This window comes from Quyinboa mangrovi, from assembly GCF_042219825.1.
Classification (GTDB): Bacteria; Bacteroidota; Bacteroidia; order Bacteroidales; family UBA5342; genus JBHJHP01.
On record NZ_JBHJHQ010000003.1, the window covers coordinates 277,047 to 296,973 of the forward strand.

Consider the following 19,927-nt stretch of genomic DNA (forward strand, 5'->3'; position numbering starts at 1 on the left):
ATCCCTCTCATATTTATATATTTTCTGAAATATGGTATCTGAATTAAATATCTTCAATGCTCCGTTAAGTACATTAGACAGAAAAAAAGGTACTGTTATAAATACAATCAATGCTCACTCTTATAATGTGGCTATGAAAGATAAAAACTTTCAGGATGCATTGAAAAACGGAGAAATACTAATCCCTGACGGAATAGGTATTGTCATGTTGATGCGCTTATTCAAGGGTATAAAGCTGAAAAAAATTGCCGGAGCAGACTTGTTTTATTATGAAATGAATCGCTTAAACAGTACAGGCGGCAAATGTTTTTTTCTCGGAAGTTCTGATGCTATTTTGGCAAAAATAAGACAACGTGCAGCAATGGAATTTCCCAATGTCATTGTACAAACATTTTCTCCTCCTTATGTTAAAGAATTCAGCAAGGAGGAAAATGAGCGCATGATCAGGGAAGTAAATGCATTTGAACCGGATGTACTATTTGTAGGGATGACCGCTCCGAAACAGGAAAAATGGGTATATGAGCATTTTACTGAATTAAAGGCTTCTCACATTGGTTGTATTGGAGCCGTATTCGATTTTTATGCTGGAACGGTAAAAAGGGCCCCTCAGTGGATGATCAATTCAGGATTGGAGTGGTTCTACCGATTATACAAAGAACCCAAAAGAATGTGGAGAAGGTATTTAGTGGGTAATGTTCTATTTATTTGGAATATTGTCAGACATGAAATATTTTAACAAAAGCTAACCTTTTCATGCTCCGTTTGTTAATAAATAAAGGTTTAAACATCGCCTGTATCATTAAACACGCATAAAGGACACTCAAAAAATATAACCATTTGATTACCAATACTCCATATGTCAGTTTAATTCTGCCCTGTTTCAATGAAGAAGCGATTCTTGAAAAAAATATTGGCACGGTCATTGAATACCTCAATAAGTCAAATTACAGGGACGAATGGGAAATCGTTATTATTAACGATGGCAGTAAAGACAAAACAGCACAAATTGCAAAAAAGATATCCTCTGAAAACAAGCAGATACATGTATTTCATCACCCTGTGAATTTAAACCTGGGACATGCCTTGCAAACCGGATTTGCAAATGCATCTGGTGAAATCCTAGTTGTTCTGGATATTGACCTGAGCTACGCACCGGAACACATAGGTCTCATGGTTGAGACTCTAAAAACAACGTATGCTGATATGGTGATTGCTTCTCCATACATGAAAGGAGGTAAAGTTACGGCTGTTCCGTTTATCAGAAAAATAATGAGTAAATGGGTTAACCGCTTCATGCGAATGGCTTCACAGGAAAAGTTCCATACATTTACCGGTATGGTACGAGCCTACAGGAGAGACTTTATTCAGTCATTAAATCTGAAAACCAAAGACTACGAAATAAATCCGGAGATTATGTATAAAGCAATGATTCTCAGAGCCAGAATTGTTGAAGTACCTGCCCACCTGGACTGGACAGAACAAAATAAATTTAAAGAGACAAGAACTTCAGGTATAAGGGTTCTAAGAGGTGTCTTTTCAGGTATGATGTCAGGATTTATATTCCGTCCATACATTTTCTTTATAGGAATAGGTGCATTTCTGATGTTACTTTCCATGTATCAGATTATATGGTTATTTATTGATACTGTACTTGATATTTCTCTTTTTACAGAGTTGGCGTCACCCTTCTCGGAAAGTCTGAAACTACAATTTACTAAAAATCCGCAATCCTTTATTGTTGGTGGCATTACCTTACTGGCATCACTTCAGTTTTTAGGTTTAGGATTCATTTCATTACAAAGTAAACGGTACTATGAGGAAATATTCCATCTGGGAACCACAGTAAGAAAATGGGTGAAAAAAGATTAATGGGTAAATCAAAATGAGATTACCACGCATTTTAAAAATGGCTCGTAATGACGAATAAGTTCATAGTTCATAAAATATACAACATTTTAACAATACAACATTGAAACAATGCAACATTGAAACAGTCTAACAATTAAAAAATGACGACAATAAATATCTGACAAACCTTATCAAATATAAAATTATAAACAAATAAACATAACCGTTATGAATCAGAAAGTAGCTTTAATAACCGGTGTTACCGGACAGGACGGTGCCTATTTGGCAGAGTATCTCTTAAAAAAAGGATACATTGTTCATGGTATGAAAAGAAGATCATCACTGTTTAATACTGATAGAATAGATCACATCTATCAGGATCCACACGAAGAAAACAGACGTTTTTTTCTTCATTACGGTGATTTAACTGACTCTATGAACATTACACGCTTGATCCAAGAAGTTCAGCCGGATGAAATATATAATCTTGCAGCAATGAGTCACGTTGCCGTAAGTTTTGAAACGCCTGAATACGTAGGAAATGCCGACGGGTTAGGGACACTACGTATTTTAGAGGCAGTTCGTCTTTTGGGACTAACTGAAAAAACAAGGGTATATCAGGCTTCCACATCAGAATTGTTCGGACTTGTACAAGAGGTGCCTCAGAAAGAAACAACGCCATTTTATCCCCGTTCTCCATATGCTGTAGCTAAAATGTATGCCTACTGGATCACTGTAAACTACAGGGAAGCCTATAACATGCATGCCAGCAATGGGATTTTATTCAATCACGAGTCTCCAATCAGGGGTGAAACATTTGTGACACGTAAGATTACCAGGGCAATCAGCCGTATCGCACTGGGCATGCAAAAAGAAGTATATATGGGTAACCTCAGTTCCAAACGTGACTGGGGACATGCCAAGGATTATATCCGTGCCATGTATCTGATTCTTCAGCAGGATAAACCGGATGATTATGTGATTGCTACCGGTATAACCACCAGCATACGTGACTTTATAAAATTGGCTACTGCCGAGGTAGGTCTTGAAGTGACATTTAAAGGCGAAGGTATAGATGAACAGGGTATTCTGACCGGTATCGATGAATCAAAATTCAAAGAACGTGTAGGTGAAGAGTTCTTAACAGCAATAAAAGAGCGTGTGAATCAAAATGCTCAGATCGTTGGTGTGGATCCCAAATATTTCCGTCCGACAGAGGTTGACCTGTTAATTGGTGATCCAACAAAGTCACAGACAAAGCTGGACTGGAAACCTAAGTATGACCTCGCTGGCCTGGTTGAGGACATGATGCAATCGGATATTAAACTGTTCAAAAAGGATGCATATCTGAAAGCTGGCGGCTTTAAGGTGATGAATTATTTTGAATAAGGGTCTAAAGGTCATAAAGTCGAAAAGTCTAAGAGTCTGACAATTTATGATATTTTGACGATTAGTAGAGTCCTTTAACCTTACCATACTAGAGGTTAGATTAATATGTCATCAATCAAAAAGTTTGAAGAATTATTTATTTGGATCGAAGCTAAAGACCTGGTTTTGCAGATATATCAGTTATTTAAATCAAACCGGGATTACGCTTTTGGTGATCAAATACAAAGAGCTGCAGTATCAATTATGAATAAATATTGCAGAGGGTTTCGAGAGATCATCTGACATTGAATTCAAACGTTTCTTGTTTATTGCGAAAGCATCCTGTGGTGAAATTCGAAGTATGATTTATCTGGCAAAAGAACTTGGTTATATTCTGGAAGAAACCCAGTTAAAACTGTTGGAAAAATCATCACGCTTATCTTCTTCAATTATGAATTTTATTAAATATTTGGAGAAGGACATTAAATAAGTCTGTTGGCATTACATCTATTCGACCTTATGACTATTCGACTTTCTGACTTTAAAACCAAAATTAATTTAAAAATGAATAAATTATCAAAAATATACATCGCCGGCCATCGTGGTCTCGTTGGATCGGCAATTACAAAGAATTTAACAGAAAAAGGGTATACTAACCTGGTATTCCGAACGTTTGAGGAACTTGATCTGACAGATCAGAAAGCTGTTGAAGAATTCTTCAGGCAAGAAAAACCGGAATATGTTATCCTCGCTGCAGCTAAAGTTGGAGGTATCATTGCAAATAATACATACAGGGGGCAATTCATATACGAAAATATCCAGATTCAGAATAATGTGATTCATCAGTCCTATCTGAATGGTGTGAAAAAGCTACTATTTTTAGGCTCAACCTGTATATATCCTAAAAATGCACCGCAGCCCATGCCGGAAGATTGTCTTTTGACCGATGTACTGGAATATACAAACGAACCATATGCCATTGCCAAGATTGCAGGATTAAAAATGTGTGAGTCTTATAATTTGCAGTACGGGACAAATTTTATTTCGGTAATGCCAACCAATTTATACGGGCCAAACGACAACTTTAACCTGGAAACATCCCATGTCCTTCCTGCCATGGTTCGAAAAATCCATCTGGCAAAAAGTCTGGAAGATAACAACTGGTATGCGGTACGGGAAGATCTGAATAAAAGGCCCGTTGAAGGTGTGGATGGATCAGCCAGTGAAAAGGATATTTTGGGGATCCTAGATAAATATGGGATTGAAAGTCGAAAAGTCACAGAGTCAAAAAGTCAAAAGGTCAGCTTAGCGCTTTGGGGAAGTGGTAAACCTTACCGTGAATTCCTGTGGTCTGAAGATATGGCTGATGCCTGTGTATTCCTTTTGGAAAACCGCGATTTTCAGGATGTCATCAATTCAGCAGATTACAGCAATTCAAAAGAAATCCGTAATACACACATCAATATCGGAACCGGAAAGGAAATATCCATAAGAGAACTGGCAGAAACCATCAAAAAAGAAATCGAATTTGAAGGTGATATATTATGGGACGCATCGAAACCGGATGGAACCATGCGTAAATTAACTGATCCATCTAAATTGCATAATCTGGGTTGGAAGCATAATATAGAACTGGAGGAAGGTATTAAATTGATGTATAAGCATTATTTGGGTAAATAATATGTAAAAGTGTTGAAATGTAAGAATGTTAAAGATGTTACCAATCTTTCTCCATGAACCTGATAAGCGACACCCCTCATTGTTTTGGAGTGAATGACTTGCTCAGTTATTAGTCATGGGACATGTAGGGTAAAGTAGTGGGAATACAGATCAAATCATTTAATCTTCTAGACTCTTTGACTTTGAAACTAATGGACAATAATTCATATAAAGACCATAACATTAAATATAATGCCAAAACCTGAAAAAAAAGAAAAGCTTGTTTATGTTTGTATGAGTGCCGATTTAATACATCCCGGCCATCTTAATGTTATAAGAGAGGCCTCGAAATTGGGAAGGGTAATGATTGGACTGCTTACAGATAAGGCCATCGCAAGTTATAAGAGCATTCCATTCCTGGAATTTAATCAGCGAAAGGAAATCGCTGAAAATATTCAGGGAGTCTGTGATGTTGTTGAACAGGATACATTGGATCATACGGAAAATCTAATGCGGTATAAACCTCATATTGTGGTGCACGGAGATGACTGGAGAAAAGGATTTCAGAAAGAAGAACGTCAACGGGTCATAGACACACTGAAAAAATGGGGAGGTAAGATTCATGAGGTACCTTATACCGAGGGTATATCAAGCACGCAGCTTTATAAAATCATGAAAGAAATTGGCACAACTCCTGAGATCAGACAAAAAAGGCTGAAACGTTTAATTCATTCCAAAGCAATTGTAAGAACCATAGAGGCACACAGCGGATTATCCGGTCACCTCGTGGAACATACATCCGTAAATGTTAATGGTGAAAAAAGGGAGTTTGAGGCCATCTGGATCAGTAGTTTAACAGATTCAACAGCGAAGGGGAAGCCGGATATTGAGGCTGTTGATCTCACTTCGAGACTGAATAACGTGAATGATCTGTTGGAAGTCACTACCAAACCCATCATTTTTGACGGTGATACCGGCGGAAAAATTGAACATTTCGTGTTTACTGTCAGAACCCTTGAAAGACTGGGCGTTTCAGCAATCATAATAGAAGATAAAATCGGTCTGAAAAAGAATTCACTTTTTGGAACAGATGTTGTTCAGGAACAAGATAGCATAGAAGCATTCGGTGATAAAATCAAAGCGGGGAAACATGCACAGGTATCCGGAGATTTTATGATCATTGCACGTATAGAAAGTCTGATACTGAGAGCAGGAATGGATGACGCCATTCAAAGGGCAAAAGCTTATATTAAAGCTGGCGTGGATGGTATAATGATCCATTCAAGGGAAAAAACACCTGATGAAATTATTGAATTCTGTGACATTTATAATTCGCTAGCGGACCGGGTACCGCTGGTTGTAGTACCGTCAAGTTTTGATACTGTTACAGAAGATGAACTGGCAAAACACGGTGTTAACATTGTGATTTATGCCAATCAACTCATTCGCAGTGCTTATCCCGAAATGAAAAAAATGGCTGATATCATCCTAAAATCGGGTTCCGTAAAACCGCAGGAGACTGATATCAAAAAAATTCAGGATCAAATTAAAAGCCATAACCAGATTTCCTTTAATAACAATTCGAATAATAAATAAAAACATGAAACCAACAGAGAAAAACGACGAGATGGTATATGTGTGCATGGCAGCAGATTTAATTCATACCGGTCATCTGAATATAATTAAAGAAGCGGCTAAACTGGGGAAGGTTACCGTTGGACTTCTGACTGATCAGGCTGTTGCTTCATACAAACGGGTACCGCATCTTAACTACGACCAGCGCAAGGCCGTGGTTGAGAACCTTAAAGATGTACACCAGGTGGTTCTTCAGGAAGTGCTGGATTACAGGCCAAACCTGAGAAAATACAAACCAGCATATGTGGTTCATGGAGATGACTGGAAAGAAGGGGTATTACAAAAAACCAGAAATCAGGTTATTGACTGTTTAAAGGAATGGGAAGGTGAATTGGTTGAAATACCATATACAAAGGGTATTTCTTCGACGATGTTGAATAAAGGCGTAAAGGAAACAGGTACAACACCCGAACAACGGCTAAAACAGTTCAGGAAACAGTTGTCTACTAAAAAACTGATTCGGGTTATTGAGGCGCACAATGGTCTGACCGGACTCATCATCGAAAATGCACTGGTGGAAACTCCGGATGAAAAGAAATTCTTTGATGCCATGTGGAATAGTAGCATTCTGGACTGCACCATAAAAGGCAGACCCAATTTTGAACCTATGGAGATCTCCTCCAGACTGAACAATATCAACGACCTGATGGAAGTCACAACAAAGCCTATTTTATTTGATGGTGATACGGGAGGGAAACCGGAGCATTTTGCATTTACTATACGCACACTGGAACGTTTGGGTGTTTCTCTTATCACAGTCAAAGAGCGTAACATCCAACGCTATCACCAACAGGAACCTTCAGAAAAAGAACTTAAAAGCTTTCAGAATATTTGTGAAAATATTATGTCCGGAAAACATGCCAGGTTAAATGAAAATTTCATGATCGTTGCTAAAATAGATCTCATCAACGATAAAACTGAACCTGAAGTGGCGGTTGGAAGAATCAAAGAATATATCGAAGCCGGTGCCGACGGCATTTTAATATCTACAAATTCTGATAGTTGTGAAGTACTTGAAACCATATGCAATGCATATAAAAATATGAATGATAAGGTTCCTCTGTTCGTGGAATTATCTTCCTGCTCGAAATTCTCTGAAGATGACTTTAGTGCAATGGGAGTAAATGTCATTATTTATGCAGATCAGTTAATAAGTAGTGCTTACCCTGCCATGTTAAAAACAGCCAAATCCATACTTGAAAATAAAAGAGCGTTTGAAGCACGGGAATCTATGATGTCGATCAAAGAGATAATTAATTTGATACCCGGAGGAAAATAGAAAGACAGGTTAAAGAGGTTAAAGCACTGTGTTTGGTTAAAGAGGAGGAAATGGTTAAAAATGTTTGAATTAAAACAGGTCGAAAAGGTAGAAATAGTTTAACTTGTTGAAATTTAGATCATAATTAATTACTCAAAACCAATATGATATGAACAGCGTAAAACAATTTGAAGATTTAGCAATCTGGAAAGATGCCCGAATTTTGGTTAATGAAGTATATAAGGCTTTTTATAATTTGAAAGATTTTAGTTTTAAAGATCAAATTCAAAGAGCTTCCGTTTCTGTATTAAGTAATGTAGCAGAAGGATTTGAAAGAAATTCAACAAAGGACTTTATGAGATTCCTTTATATTGCTAAAGCTTCCTGTGGCGAAGTAAGAAGTATGACATATATTGGAGTTGACCTCAATTATCTGGACAAGGAAAATTCGGAAGCTATCCAGAATAAATGCAGAAAACTCTCCATAAGTATTTACAATCTTATTAAGTATCTGGCACCCAAGCATAAAAGTTAATCTCACTCGAAATTATACATTTTAACCATTTTAACTGCTTTAACCTTTTTAACCTCTTCAACATTCAATGATGATACATCCAAAAACATTCTTTGATGCCTTAACAAACAACGGCATCTCCTTCTACACTGGAGTGCCCGACTCATTGTTAAAAGACTTCTGTGCCTATATTACAGATCATACAACATCAGAAAATCATGTTATTGCAGCCAACGAAGGTGGTGCTGTCGCATTGGCAACCGGATATCATTTGGCAACTGAAAAGATCCCGTTGGTATATTTTCAGAATTCAGGATTAGGTAATGCTACCAATCCTCTCCTATCTCTGGCATCAGAAGGTGTTTACAGCATCCCAATGGTTTTGTTAATTGGATGGCGGGGAGAACCAGGAACAAATGATGAGCCACAACATCAGGTACAGGGAGCCGTTCAAAATGCATTACTGGATGCTATGGAGATACCTTATTTTATTCTGGATAACAGAGTTAATAATGTCTCTGGCTTTTTGAAACCGGTGATTGAACTTGCATCGCAACACAACAAACCGGTAGCCATTGTTGTAAAAAAAGGAGTATTTCAACCCTACAAATCAGCATACTCAAACGATCCTTTTGAGATGACACGTGAAGAAGCTATCCACGAAGTTTTGAAATACATCAGTCCATCATCTTTGGTTGTCTCTACAACCGGAAAGCTATCGCGTGAATTATATGAACACAGGTACTTTAACCATCAATCTTCCAAGGGCGATTTCCTTACTGTTGGTTCCATGGGACATGCATCACAGATTGCTATGGGTATCGCTCTGAATACCGATAAAACCGTGTATTGTTTAGATGGTGATGGCGCTGCAATAATGCATATGGGTGCATTTGCAATCACAGGGAACAGTAAAGCACAAAACTACATCCATGTATTGTTTAATAACGGGTCCCATGAATCCGTTGGAGGACAGCCTACAGTTGGTTTTAAAATCAATTTTCAACAAATTGCCGAAGCTTGTGGTTACAAACAAACGTTTAAGGTTTCTAATAAAAAGGATATAAAAATGATATTCAGTGTAATTGAGAAGAATAAAGGCCCTGTGTTTGTTGAAATTATGATTAGCAAAGGATCAAAATCAGGTTTAATGCGTCCCAAAAACTCTCCGAGGGAAAATAAAATAGGTTTTATACACAAATTAAGGGAATTGTGATCAGGATCCAAATTTTTGGATTGAAATACCTAATTATTCAAAGTTCATTACTGAAAAAAATAATACTACAATAAAAAGATGGATAATTTTTTTTTATTCTTAGTATCTTAAGAAGTAATTTGTTAAAACTTTTTACTATTTTAAAAATAAATAATTTGCTTTAGTATATTTGCAACATCCTGTTTGATTTAATTAAGAGAATTATGAAGTCTGAAGTTATGGATACCACAACAAGAAAATATATTGTTATAGATGGTGAACGTTTTTACTATAACGAGATTCATCTTGAACATGGAAGGAAGCAGATAGACCGTGAAATTGCGCGGGAAAATATAGAGATTTTCTACAACGTGATCGAAAAAACCGATATAACTTATGGACTGTTCTTTGGTACATTACTGGGTGCCGTACGTGAAAAGAATTTTATTGCCCATGATGAGGATACTGATATTTATGTGTTTGATGAGGAAAAGCTTAAAGTTAAATCATTAATTCCAAAGTTAAGAGAGGTGGGACTGGAGATGATTCGTTACGAAGATTATATGATCTCTTTAATGCGTAAAGACGAATACATTGATCTGTACTTTTTTAAAAAGATTAAACATATTGGAGGAAAGGAATTACGTAAAAATTACTATTCCTGGGAATTTGATGCTGAATTAATGGAAAACCAGGAATGTTACGATTTTTTAGGCATGTCCTTCCCTGTTCCAGCCAATCCGGAACATATGCTTGAAATTATTTACGGGAAAACATGGCGTACACCAATAAAGAATTATAATGCTCCCAAAAATACCATTATAGGTAAAATATCATATTTAGCACCTATTTTTAAAAAACTCCCCTTCTATGATGCTATTGAGCGATTTTTAATCAAAATCGGTAAATAGTGTACCTCAATCGATTTTCTTTTCAAACAGAGATTTAATAATTCTATGAAATCTCTTTCCATGTTAATTTTTCGTTGCTAACACTTTGCGTGACATCAAATTTGTATGCTTATAGTAATTTTAACGTTAATTTTTTGTTATTTCATATTTTATTTCTGTAATTTGCTTTACAATATAATAGCGACCTATCCCGTTAATGGATTTGTGTAACAAAAAATGATATGAAAACAGTTAAAATTATAAGTATTTTCCTGTTATTGCCGTTTACGTTCTTTGCTAAGAACTATTATGTGAGTACCGCCGGTAATGATGCTAACGATGGTTTATCTCCTGATAAGCCATGGAGATCATTGGCTATGGTCGAGGGTGCATCTTTATTTGCTGGTGATAATGTATTTTTAAACGGTAATGATGTTTTTACCGAATCACTGACACTGTCGTCTAAGTTCGGGACAGCCTCTTCACCTATCAAAATTACAAGTTACGGTTCCGGGAAAGCTGTTATAAGTGGTAGCAATGAGCTTACGGGATGGATAAATGAAGGGGGGAATATATGGTCTGCAACAGTGTCAGAAACTGCATATCAACTTTTTAAAAATGGGAATCCACTTACCACAGCCCGAATCCCTGAAATCAAAGATAAATATGCAGGAGAACTTAACTTTTATCATATTACAACGGTAATTAACTCCAATTATTCATTTACATCTGAAGATTTAATTGGGGCACCTGATTTAACAGGAGCAACCTTACACGTTGGAACCTGGGAATGGCTTTTAAAAACAGCTAAAATATCTGCGTTTGACAGTTCTACAGGTAAAGTAACGGTTGCTACAGACATTTTTGATGTTTTTCATGTCGGAAACCGTTTCTTTATAAATGATGACTGGGATCTTCTTAACAGTGAAGGCGATTGGATTTATGATGCAGCAAATAATAAAGTGTACTTGTACTCTGCATCCGTTCCCTCCGGAATGGCATACGCCAATAAATCAGAGTATGGAATAACCATTAAGTCCGGAAGTAATGTTACCGTTGAAAATCTGATAATACAACATTTTAATGACGGTGGTATATATTCATCGGGGACGACGAATTTAAAAATTATTAATTGTCAAATCATTGACAATTATAAAGATGGGATCAGACTTCAGGATGGTGAAAAATCATATATTGATAGTTGTGAGGTTACCGGAACAACAGAAATAGCAATCAGAAATAATAATGACTATTCTAAAATATCAAATTGTGATGTTCATGATGTTGGCTTATCCAGTTACTTAAATAAAGAAGGTTATATCACTGGTTTTGCTATTTCTTCAGTGGGTTATATGGATAGCATCATAAATAATAAGGTTACTGACATTGGATACAATGCTATTTCTTTTAAAGACCATGCAACGGTAGAGAATAATGTCGTTAAGTATGTTAATCTGACAACAATAGATGGTGGAGCCATTTACTCCTATCAGGGAAAAGGAGGCACTATTAAAAATAACATTGTGATTTGCCATCCCAACATTACTGAGCTTAAATCCAATGGTATTTACATGGATAACTATACCCACGATGTTGACATTTCAGGAAATACAGTTATCGGCTTTAATAACAATATTTTTGTGAATAAAAATGCATACAGCATTTCTATACGAAATAACATTGCATATGACGCTAGCAGTGCAGGTTGTCTTATTACCACAGCTAAATCAATTCAATTTTATAATAATACTGTTTTTAACATTGAAAGCAATACCCCTCCACTTTACGTAACCGGAATAACTGATTGGAGCAATCTTAAGTGCGACAGTAACCTGTATTATAACACCAGTGGTTTTGCTACAGCATATATTTCTTCTGATGGCTATTATGGGTTAAAGGAATGGCAGTACAAAACAAATAATGACTTACATTCCCGTGAAAATTCCGCATTATATATAGGCTGTAACATTAAAGAAAAAAATGAAGTACTTAATTCTGGTTTTAATAGTGATCTATCGGGTTGGACAAGTTGGGCCAGTGTTGCAACGCTTAAAGATCGTTCCGGAGTAACAGGGAATAAGTGTGTTTATGACACGCTTGCAGCAGGAAAGACTTATGGCAGCTTAAAGGTATCGAATCTTAAAATGGAGGAAGGAAAAGATTATGTTTTAGAATTTGATATGAAAACAAACAGGACATCACTTGGTTATATTGATCTAAAGACAGAAAATGGATTTTCCATCCTTGACGCATATCGCTTTTTTATAAAACCAGACTGGGAAACATACAGAATTCCAATCAAAAATATCACTGAAGGCGGTAACGATATAAGTTTACAATACTATTGCGGCTTCTCAAGTTTTTCTAACTCTACACCTAATGCTTTTTATCTTGATAATGTGAAATTAATTGAAGCAGAACTAGATTCTACAAATAATTTTACTATAGCTTATAATGAAACCGGAACTGAAAAGACATTTAATTTATATGGTTCATGGAAATGTATATATGATAACCTATACAGCAATAATTTGGTGTTAGAACCTTACAAAGCACTTATTCTTTTTAAAGTTGAACCGATTTCATATAATTTGAATTTACAAAAAGGCTGGAATTATATGTCATTATTATTGCAACCTGAAATTCAAGATATTAATGTAATTTTTCAACCTCTGATAAATGACGGTACTCTAATAAAAGTTCAGGATCAATTCGGGAGCTCATTGGAATACAGTGGGAATCAGTATGGTTGGGTAAACAACATTGGATCTGTTTCTACGGATAAAGCTTACAAAGTAAAAGTATCAAAAGATTGTTCCCTGACCATTTATGGATACGAAACAGAACCCAGCACATCCATTATACTTTCAAAAGGCTGGAATTTAATCCCTTACAATTTGAGTTCTGAAAAGGATGCGTTGACCGTTTTAATGCCTCTTATAAAAGAAGGAAGCCTTATAAAGGTTGAAGACAATTTATATCACACGATTGCTAAAACTGAATCAGGAGAATGGGTGAATTCTATTGGAAAACTTATCCCCGGAAGCGGATATGAAATTAACGTTAACAAAGACACAAAAATTGACATCCGCTAGGGCACAATTTTTATCATCAAAAACCCCCTGAAAAAGAATCAATTCAGGGGTTTTTTGTTGCTAGAGAACAATATTAAATTTCACATCCTCAGTCAATAAGTGTAAATAATACATTAAACATTTATTATCATTGAGATTTGCCTACGTATGTTTACTCACCATATTGTCTTAGGACGAAAAGATTAAAAGCATTTATTAGAATGAAGGATAAAGGACGAGGGTTAGTTAAGGGAGTGATATTATTAACAGTTCTGATGTATTCTGTTAGTATAAGTGGGAAAACGTATTACGTAAGTAGTAGCTCTGGAAATGATTCATATAATGGAACTTCTACTTCAAGCCCATGGAAAACATTATCAAAAGTTGAGGGTGCATCATCAACATTTGTTGCGGGCGATGTGATAGCGTTCAAAGGTGGTGATTTATTTTATGGTTCACTTTCGTTAAGCAATTTGAATGGAACATTAAGTTCTCCAATCAAATTAACGAGTTATGGCACAGGCCAGGCTATTATAACCGGAAGTAAATTATTAAGTGGATGGAATTATGAATCAGCCAATATCTGGTCAGTAAGCAACTCCGGACCAGTTTATCAATTATTTAAGGGAGATCAGCCATTGACTACGGCGAGAATTCCTGAGATTGTTGATAAATTTGCTGCTGAAGAAAACTTCTACCACATCACTTCGGTAATTAATTCAAATTACTCATTCATTTCAACTGATTTAATTGGTGCTCCTGATTTAACCGGCGCAATCCTACATGTCGGAACCTGGGAATGGCTGTTGAAAACCGCTGTAATATCGGCTTTTGAAAGTTCTTCCGGGAAAGTGACCGTGGCTACAGATATTTTTGCAAATTTTGTGCCGGGAAACAGATTTTTTATCAATGCCAGTAAGAACCTGCTTAACAGCGAAGGTGACTGGTATTATGATGAACTTACCAATAAATTGTACCTTTACTCGACATCATCCCCTTCTAATATCTATGGGGCCAGTCAGGATAAAAATGGGATAACTTTAAGTGGAGGTAGCTATGTTGAGGTATCCAATATTAAAATACAACATTACAATAAAACAGGTATATATTCTTCTGGAACGAATAATTTTTCTGTTTCTAATTGTAACATACTTTACTGCTATGAAATGGGTATTCGAACTCAAAATGGGAGCAATGCGAATTTACTTAGTAATTCCGTAATAGGAAGTAACGATGTTGGCATCTCAAATGCCAATGACCATAGTATAATTAAGGATAATTTGGTTGAAGACATTGGGATTGTAGATGTTTTGAGTAAAAAAGGTTTCATCACAGGTTTTGGAATATCAACCCAGGGAGATGAAGACCACGTATCTTATAACAAAATTATAAATATTGGCTACAATGGTTTGGGTTTTAGAGGATATCATCCAATACTTGAGAACAACCTGGTACAAAATTTTCACTTGACCACAACAGATGGAGGAGGAATTTACTGTTATGAAGGCCAAAGAGCTGTAGTTCAAAACAATATTGTCATTGGTTATCCATTCAAAGAAGAGCGAAAATTATCACAGGCAATTTATATTGACAATTATTCGAAGGATGTTACCGTAAAAAACAACACAACATTAAACTCATTGTGTGGTATTATTTTAACTCACGATACCAATAACGATTCCATTATTGGCAATACTGTTTACAATCCTTCCATTGCAGGAATTTACATTACGGAATCAAACAGCATTATTCCAGGGGTGAGTGACATTATATCAAGAGATAATAATGTGTTCACAAATACCCTTAGTTCTATCCCTTTTATAACACTTCTTTTATCCAAGACTGATCCCTCCCGTTCATGGTATCAGTTAAGGTCAAATAATTATTTTAACGGTAAAGGATTTGCCGTGGCTAAAGAAGAATGGAGCGGTGCATCATACGATATAAAATCCTGGCAGAATGTTACAGGACAGGAGGAGAATTCATCTTCAAATACTGTAACGTTTGATAATTTTAGTATTATAGATGTTTATGATTCTACCTTGATTTCTAATGGAACGTTTGACACAAGTAAGGATGGATGGAGCGATTGGGGAACAGTATCAACCCGGATTGAGCACAATCAGAACAAAGGCGATTACTTTCTTTATGATACCCTGGCAGCTACTAAAACTTATGGGGGAATTACAACCACTTCTGCCGCAGTACAACAAGGATTTGATTATGTTCTGGAATTTGACATGAAAGTATCTAAACTTGGAGAAAGTTTAATTAAAATAGCTTATTCCGATGGAGAAATTATTTATAATAATTTTGGAATTTTTCTAAATCCCGACTGGACTACATATAGGATTCCTATTTATGATCTTGTTAAAAATGATAACGGACTGAAGATTACCTTTTATTCAAGCAGTAATGTCAGATTCCCTAACGCAATCAGTTTGGATAATGTGAAGCTAAAAAAATGCAAATTGGGAGATGCGGTAAAACAACATGACATTGTTTATAACGATACAAAAATTGCAAAAGACTTTACTTTTTCAGGTATTTGGGAGGATTTAGACGGGAATACATATAACGGGAAAATAAATCTGGAACCGTTTAGCAGTAAAATATTAATACTAAAATCAACTGAAACCAGTTCCATAAATTATCCGCCTGATACTAGTACAACAGACACTACTCAAACCTCTCAAGTTGATACTACTAATACTGATATTATTGGATCTGATCAGGTATTTGGATTAAGTACAAATTCATCTAAACTCAGGGCTATTTCAGTAACAAGTTCTATTGCGGGTGAAGTTGGAAGTATATCTGTATACCACGAAGGGGGAGCTGGAAACTTGCTTGTAGGAGTCTATAGTGATAATAACGGAATACCAGGAACTTTGATTGGTAAATCTGTCCCAACTGTTGTTAATTCTACCGCAGGATGGCAAACCGTTGCTTTGCAAACCGCTGCGTCTGTTACCAGTGGGCAAACAGTCTGGTTGGCTTGGTTATTTGAAAATACAGTGAATGTAAGATACTCTGTTAGCTCTGTAAATAGAGCTCAGGGAGCAGCTTCCTGGAGTGATGGAATACCTGCAGATTTTGGAACAGCCTATTTGGCTAATTATACATATTCAGTGTATGGAAATCTAACACCAGCCATAACAAATAATAATTCAAATGTCACTGGAGAGTTAGGAAGTAATGAAGTATTCGGTCTAAGCACAAATTCATCTAAAATAAGAGCTATTCCGGTCACTAGTAGCGGTTCTGGTGATATCGAAAGTATATCTGTCTATCATGAAGGAGGAACCGGAACTGTGCTCGTTGGTGTCTATAGTGATAGCAACGGAACGCCAGGTACTTTACTAAGTAAATCTGTTGCAACATCTGTTAATAATACGGAGGGATGGCAAACTGTGATGTTGCAAAATACTGCTGTTGTAACCAGTGGTCAAACAGTTTGGTTAGCATGGTTATTTGAAAATACTGTAAATGTCAGGTATTCTGTAAGTGCTACAAACAGAGCACAGGGAGGAGCATCCTGGAGTAATGGGATACCTTCTGATTTTGGAACGGCGTATTTGGCTAATTTTACATATTCAGTATATGGGAACCTTCTCTCATCCACAACTGATAATAACACATATATTACCGGTGAATTAGGTAGTAATGAAGTATTTGGATTAAGTACCAATTCGTCTAAAATAAGAGCTATTCCGGTTACGAGCACAGGTATTGGTGATATTGAGAGTATATCGGTATATCACGAAGGAGGGACAGGGGCCTTGCTTGTAGGCGTTTACAATGACAATAATGGGACACCTGGAACTTTAATCAGTAAGTCTATTCCTACGACTGTCAATAGCTCAGAAGGATGGCAAACAGTGATGTTGCAGAACACTGCTGCTATTACAAGTGGACAGACAGTCTGGTTGGCCTGGTTATTTGAAAACACCGTTAATGTACGATATTCTGTAAGTACAACTAATAGGGCACAGGGAGGGGCCTCATACACTGATGGTATTCCAACTGATTTTGGAATTGCATATATGGCAAGTTATACGTACTCTGTATTTGCCAACATTCTTTCCAGTGAGACTAACAATAATTCTTATGTTGCAGGTGATTTAGGTAACGCTGAAGTATTTGGATTAAGTACAAGTTCTTCCAAAATAAGAGCTATTCCGGTTATTAGTACAGGTGAAGGTGATATAGAAAGTATATCAGTCTACCATGAAGGGGGAACAGGCAATGTACTTGTAGGTGTTTTCAATGACAACAATGGAATCCCGGGTACTTTAATTAGTAAATCTTTAGTAACATCTGTTAATACTGGAGAGGGTTGGCAAACCGTTTCTCTGCAAAATGCTGCTCCCATTACCAGCGGACAAACTATCTGGCTATCATGGCTTTTTGAAAATACAGTAAATGTCAGATATTCCGTAGGTATTGTAACCAGGGCCCAAGGTGGAGCTTCTTGGAGCGATGGAATTCCCGCCGATTTTGGAACTGCATATATGGCTAACTATACGTATTCTGTATATGCAAATGTCTTTTACTATACTTCAACGAAATCTTCAAATTTTGGAAATACCGAAACACCTAAAACGATTGACGAAGAGGTTCTTGAAAATATAGAAACATATCCAAATCCAACCAGAGGAGATCTGAATATACGATGGAATAAGGATTATGAGAATGGCATAAGAATTATAGTCTATAACATGAGTGGTGCAGTTATTGACAACATTATGATCGGATCCGGTTATCATAATTACAAACTGGATATGTGGAACCTGGATAAAGGTTTGTACAATATTCAATTGATTGATGTTGATACAGGTAGGTCAATTGATGTCAAACGCGTTTCAAAACAATAAACATCTGACATTGAGTTGTTAATAACACCGACTTAATGGATAAATAAATCTTTTAACAGACCGTTTAAGTTTTTTAAACGGTCTGTTTTTGTAAAGAATTTTGCTATTGTCTCAGTTACTACCGATAAAAAAGAATTTCCCAAAATCAGTAAATTGGCTTAAATTGGCATCGACATAGGAAAATAATAATTACGAAAATCCATATAAAAATGGAACGACGCGTAAAAGCAATCAATAATATATCCATCTCCTCTATCATATACGTAAGTATCGGTTTTGCATTCTCGTTTATTTTGAGTCAGATTCTGAACAAAATAAATCTTCAGTTTTATATGTCGCCATTTATATTTTTAACGGCTGCGCTATCAGTTTTTTTAGATTATAAACTAAAGCCTCCCAAACCCTTAATAAGCAATCTGGTTTATGGCATCATAATCTTTTTTGCCTTTTTACAACTTCGAAATATTTACTCAAGCTTCACTGAGATACAACCATGGGATTTCCCGAGTATATACCTGTATGCTAAAACAGGACATACCGGTAACAATTTTTATAGCCCAGACCTTTTTAAACAAATATATAACTCAATAGGAATCATTCCTTATACGGATGAATATCTTGTACCTGCTGTTATTAAAGTTGGTTTTATATATCCACCTCCGACTATGCTATTGTTTTACCCCCTTGGATGGTTTGATTTTGAGACGGGGTATGTAGTGTGGCAATCCTTGATAACACTTTTTTTTATTCTCGACATATACTTACTTATAAAAATTATATGGGAAGAATCCATATTTCGCAATCTGAAGCCTGAAATTACAGCATTATTAATTCTTATAATTTTTCTTTTCCCTGGGTTGACTTTCACAATTGCACTGAGTCAAACTAATACATTACTTTTATTTCTGGTACTCATGACTGTAAGGTTTAAAAACACCTATATATCCGGAATTTCTCTCCCGTTAATGATTCTGATAAAACCTTTTGCGGTAATTTTTATGATTTACTTTATAGTTATTCGAAAATGGAAACTCATCTTTATATCTTTTCTGACCGGAATGGCTATTTTGATGATAACAGGTCTGGTTTTTAACTTCGATATTTTCATAGATTATTTCTCTTCGCTACCATCATCAAGATTACCCGAATTTGTTTTTTCTGAGCCTATCAATAATTCACTGAATGCTGTCATCTTAAGGGTAAACGCTTCGCATGGTGATTTTTTATCACCTCAACAAATAAAATTGCTCGTCGGAAGCATCTCTTCTGTTTTATTACTGGTTACTTTATGGAATACAAAAAGATTACAAAAAATAAACAACCGGCTTGCCCTGTTGTCATATATTCCATTGTCATTAATAGTTTATCCGGGAACTTTAGCGCATTACAATATAATATTATTGCCACTAATCATTTATAGTTTAGCAGAACTGAATGCTTATTTAAGTAAATTTTGGTTATTGATTGGAGCAAGTATCTTGGTAATGTCATCAATTAGTTTATTCCAGTTAAATTTTACTCTAATTATCATATTGTTGGTCCTTCCTAATATAGATCACCTAAAATCCTACATCCCTGGACTGAATAGAGTGAAGTTGGATTGATAGAA

At 36.0% G+C, this 19,927-nt stretch carries 14 protein-coding genes; all 14 read left to right on the top strand.

Features of this window, described 5'->3' with window-relative positions:
• Positions 1-31: 31 nt before the first annotated feature.
• The gene (locus ACE1ET_RS07255; RefSeq protein WP_375727713.1) at positions 32-736 is read left to right on the top strand and encodes a WecB/TagA/CpsF family glycosyltransferase; all 705 of its coding nucleotides are present in this window, start codon (positions 32-34) and stop codon (positions 734-736) included.
• Positions 737-837: 101 nt separating this feature from the next.
• Positions 838-1,869, top strand: a complete 1,032-nt coding sequence (locus tag ACE1ET_RS07260; RefSeq protein WP_375727714.1) for a glycosyltransferase family 2 protein — start codon at positions 838-840, stop codon at positions 1,867-1,869.
• Positions 1,870-2,076: 207 nt separating this feature from the next.
• A complete protein-coding gene (gmd, locus tag ACE1ET_RS07265; RefSeq protein WP_375727715.1) occupies positions 2,077-3,237 on the top strand; it encodes a GDP-mannose 4,6-dehydratase in 1,161 nt (386 codons plus the stop codon).
• Positions 3,238-3,342: 105 nt separating this feature from the next.
• Positions 3,343-3,519: a four helix bundle protein gene (locus tag ACE1ET_RS07270; RefSeq protein ID WP_375727716.1), complete on the top strand. Its 177-nt coding sequence runs from the start codon at positions 3,343-3,345 to the stop codon at positions 3,517-3,519.
• Positions 3,491-3,706, top strand: coding sequence for a four helix bundle protein (locus ACE1ET_RS07275; protein ID WP_375728024.1), 216 nt, complete (start codon positions 3,491-3,493; stop codon positions 3,704-3,706). Before ACE1ET_RS07270 ends, ACE1ET_RS07275 begins: the two co-directional genes overlap by 29 nt.
• A 74-nt stretch (positions 3,707-3,780) precedes the next feature.
• A complete protein-coding gene (locus tag ACE1ET_RS07280; RefSeq protein WP_375727717.1) occupies positions 3,781-4,896 on the top strand; it encodes a GDP-L-fucose synthase family protein in 1,116 nt (371 codons plus the stop codon).
• A 231-nt stretch (positions 4,897-5,127) separates the two neighbouring features.
• Positions 5,128-6,471 carry a phosphoenolpyruvate mutase gene (gene aepX, locus ACE1ET_RS07285; RefSeq protein ID WP_375727718.1) on the top strand — a complete coding sequence of 448 codons (1,344 nt, stop codon included), beginning with the start codon at positions 5,128-5,130 and terminating at the stop codon, positions 6,469-6,471.
• 4 nt (positions 6,472-6,475) lie between these two features.
• Positions 6,476-7,789, top strand: coding sequence for an isocitrate lyase/phosphoenolpyruvate mutase family protein (locus ACE1ET_RS07290; protein ID WP_375727719.1), 1,314 nt, complete (start codon positions 6,476-6,478; stop codon positions 7,787-7,789).
• Positions 7,790-7,937: 148 nt separating this feature from the next.
• Positions 7,938-8,303, top strand: a complete 366-nt coding sequence (locus ACE1ET_RS07295) for a four helix bundle protein (protein ID WP_375727720.1) — start codon at positions 7,938-7,940, stop codon at positions 8,301-8,303.
• 67 nt (positions 8,304-8,370) lie between these two features.
• Complete coding sequence (aepY, locus tag ACE1ET_RS07300) at positions 8,371-9,498, top strand: phosphonopyruvate decarboxylase (protein WP_375727721.1); 1,128 nt, start codon at positions 8,371-8,373, stop codon at positions 9,496-9,498.
• A gap of 203 nt (positions 9,499-9,701) precedes the next feature.
• The gene (locus ACE1ET_RS07305; protein WP_375727722.1) at positions 9,702-10,388 is read left to right on the top strand and encodes a LicD family protein; all 687 of its coding nucleotides are present in this window, start codon (positions 9,702-9,704) and stop codon (positions 10,386-10,388) included.
• Positions 10,389-10,609: 221 nt separating this feature from the next.
• Positions 10,610-13,462 (top strand): right-handed parallel beta-helix repeat-containing protein, encoded by a 2,853-nt coding sequence (locus ACE1ET_RS07310; RefSeq protein WP_375727723.1) that lies wholly within the window; start codon positions 10,610-10,612, stop codon positions 13,460-13,462.
• Between the two features lie 200 nt (positions 13,463-13,662).
• Positions 13,663-18,318 carry a right-handed parallel beta-helix repeat-containing protein gene (locus tag ACE1ET_RS07315; RefSeq protein ID WP_375727724.1) on the top strand — a complete coding sequence of 1,552 codons (4,656 nt, stop codon included), beginning with the start codon at positions 13,663-13,665 and terminating at the stop codon, positions 18,316-18,318.
• Between the two features lie 209 nt (positions 18,319-18,527).
• Positions 18,528-19,922, top strand: coding sequence for a glycosyltransferase family 87 protein (locus ACE1ET_RS07320; RefSeq protein WP_375727725.1), 1,395 nt, complete (start codon positions 18,528-18,530; stop codon positions 19,920-19,922).
• Positions 19,923-19,927 lie beyond the last annotated feature (5 nt).

Bases quoted from the DNA above. Each gene is read 5' to 3' on its own strand.
- ACE1ET_RS07255 (WP_375727713.1), top strand. From the start codon at position 32: ATGGTATCTGAATTAAATATCTTCAATGCTCCGTTAAGTACATTAGAC.
- ACE1ET_RS07320 (WP_375727725.1), top strand. From the start codon at position 18,528: ATGGAACGACGCGTAAAAGCAATCAATAATATATCCATCTCCTCTATC.
- aepX (WP_375727718.1), top strand. From the start codon at position 5,128: ATGCCAAAACCTGAAAAAAAAGAAAAGCTTGTTTATGTTTGTATGAGT.
- ACE1ET_RS07290 (WP_375727719.1), top strand. From the start codon at position 6,476: ATGAAACCAACAGAGAAAAACGACGAGATGGTATATGTGTGCATGGCA.
- ACE1ET_RS07305 (WP_375727722.1), top strand. From the start codon at position 9,702: ATGAAGTCTGAAGTTATGGATACCACAACAAGAAAATATATTGTTATA.
- ACE1ET_RS07280 (WP_375727717.1), top strand. From the start codon at position 3,781: ATGAATAAATTATCAAAAATATACATCGCCGGCCATCGTGGTCTCGTT.
- ACE1ET_RS07315 (WP_375727724.1), top strand. From the start codon at position 13,663: ATGAAGGATAAAGGACGAGGGTTAGTTAAGGGAGTGATATTATTAACA.
- gmd (WP_375727715.1), top strand. From the start codon at position 2,077: ATGAATCAGAAAGTAGCTTTAATAACCGGTGTTACCGGACAGGACGGT.
- ACE1ET_RS07310 (WP_375727723.1), top strand. From the start codon at position 10,610: ATGAAAACAGTTAAAATTATAAGTATTTTCCTGTTATTGCCGTTTACG.
- aepY (WP_375727721.1), top strand. From the start codon at position 8,371: ATGATGATACATCCAAAAACATTCTTTGATGCCTTAACAAACAACGGC.
- ACE1ET_RS07295 (WP_375727720.1), top strand. From the start codon at position 7,938: ATGAACAGCGTAAAACAATTTGAAGATTTAGCAATCTGGAAAGATGCC.
- ACE1ET_RS07270 (WP_375727716.1), top strand. From the start codon at position 3,343: ATGTCATCAATCAAAAAGTTTGAAGAATTATTTATTTGGATCGAAGCT.